2 protein-coding genes are annotated in these 2,028 nt (G+C 53.0%); one reads left to right on the plus strand and one right to left on the minus strand.

Annotated features, from left to right (window positions below):
* On the minus strand, positions 1–195 hold a 195-nt coding region (locus ACLIIZ_RS21000), incomplete at its 3' end, for a hypothetical protein (protein ID WP_416695635.1).
* 27 nt (positions 196–222) lie between these two features.
* Here ACLIIZ_RS21000 and ACLIIZ_RS21005 point away from each other — a divergent pair.
* Positions 223–1,899 carry a sialidase family protein gene (locus ACLIIZ_RS21005; protein WP_416695637.1) on the plus strand — a complete coding sequence of 559 codons (1,677 nt, stop codon included), beginning with the start codon at positions 223–225 and terminating at the stop codon, positions 1,897–1,899.
* Positions 1,900–2,028 lie beyond the last annotated feature (129 nt).

A 2,028-nucleotide genomic window follows, 5' to 3' on the forward strand; every position in this document is an offset into this window, starting at 1 on the left:
GCGCTGAAACGTTTCGGCTATTGGCCCGAAACCGCAGCCGCCTAGCCAGACCGGTCTTCTCCTCGCTATCCCGCCTACCCGGCAGGGAGCTACATCATCGCCCATCGCGCCGGGGCTTTCACGGTAACGGTTGGCTTCCAACAAACGTTCTGATATATCTTTAATGCATTTGTCTTCGATGCTTTTGATAGCCATTTGAGCCTCCCTTCTTGGAGTCGTACCATGCTAGGCCGCCTCGTTACTTTAATTTTTCTGTTGTTATTCAACGCATCAGTTACTGCATCAAATGCGGCGGAACCAACAAGCGAACGACCTTCGAGCTTCTCTGACGATAAAGGCTTGGTTGCTCTCCGGATAGTTACCAACACGGCCGCCATTGATCTAGCCGTGGGATTTTCAAACAAATGGGGCAGTCTCAATGTTGAGCACAGCGACGGAACTCGCGCACAGCTTATTGCTGAAAATGATGACGGCAGACGTAGCACCCAAATCTTTGCTGGCCTGATTCCTGAAGGGAGATACCAGATAACCGGGCTCGTCGCCGGGCAAGGAGGATTGGGCCGTTCCGTATCGCTCAAAGATCAGGGCATGACATTTGAAGTGCGCCGGGAACACATTACCAATCTCGGCACGCTGATCTATCAGCCAATCGGAAACCGCGAGACAACTGTGCTTCGGTATCCAAGTACCGACGATGTTCAGAGGTTTCTGCGCACGAATTTTTCAGGCTTGAGCGAGTTGTCGGCGGGACGCCCGGTGCTTGGATGGTTAGATGTAGAACAGAATACCAGTGGGAAGGTTGCCAGCGGCAGCGTGATAGTGGTCAGCAACTCGGCCACCATGGGTATTGTTGGGACAATTACCATGGGCGTAATGCAGGCCATCTCAGACCGCGCTGGCGCGACAGCCTCCATAGCCGAATGGCATGAGACTACCGATGCCGCAGCACGCTTAAGCCTAGCTAAGCAGAGCACTTACGCTCTAAACAACATTCAGGAACTTCCGTCGGGGGAGATTATTGCGGGGACTAACCTTGGCCAAATTGTCTTTCTTCACCCCGAACGCGGTTGGAAGAGCGTTGACATAGGAGATCCTCGGGAAATTACGGCAATCAGCGCCACTGACGCCGACAGCATTATTATTGGCGGCGAGGAAGGATTGATGCTGTCGTCAGCTAATGGTGGTCGCACCTGGAAGGCCAAGACCTCACCCGTGCCGGATGGCTTGATAATGCATATCGGGCGCCACGCCGACGAACTCTTGGTGGTAACCCTATATCGAAATGAGTTGTTGGTTCACAGTCAAAAAGACAAAGAAGGAGCAGCTTGGGACGAACTTCGGCGAATACCGATCGCCCAGCCATCGCTGGTCATCAATTGGCCCTCGCTTCAAGGTTTAGCCGCTATTCAAAACCAAAAATACCTTGTGATGGTGCCAGGAGGTCAAGTCCACACGTTCGACTTCGAATCACGCGAATGGAAAAGCTATCCGGCGCCGGGTTGGTCCCGAGAGGTGCGAACGCAGGGTGCTGACCGTGTCTATACATCTCAGACCTCCCGAGCCCCACATGCGTTTACTACAGACGGTGGTGCGACATGGACCCCCTACAGCAATACATGCGCTGGCATCTACACGTGGGCGCTTTCCGTCGCGGCAGTTTCCAGAGACGAGCTATACATGTTGTGCTTCGGAACCGGAATGTTCGTTGGCTCAACTAGCCTCCACAAGACCTCAAATGGGGGCAACGATTGGACTGAATTGATCAAGGAAATGCCGGTAATAGCAAGCCAGATGTATGCGACCAAGAACGTGGTCCTCTACATCGACCTAACGGGTAGCGTTTACGCTTCCAATGATGCTGGAAGCACCTGGTCAAAGATCAAGCGTACGCGAATGTAGTTCTCCCGAGTTCGACAGTTCGAGCCCAAAAAAGGCCATTTTCGAGAAGTTGCCCACGCAGCCATGCGGGTTTCAAGGCGATTTTCCAAAAAAGTCGTGTAGTGGCACGTCGCTGGTTTTTTTGGCTAT

This window comes from Azonexus caeni (genome assembly GCF_048146105.1).
In the GTDB taxonomy this organism is placed as follows: Bacteria; Pseudomonadota; Gammaproteobacteria; order Burkholderiales; family Rhodocyclaceae; genus Azonexus; species Azonexus aromaticus_B.

Bases quoted from the DNA above. Each gene is read 5' to 3' on its own strand.
- ACLIIZ_RS21005 (WP_416695637.1), top strand. From the start codon at position 223: ATGCTAGGCCGCCTCGTTACTTTAATTTTTCTGTTGTTATTCAACGCA.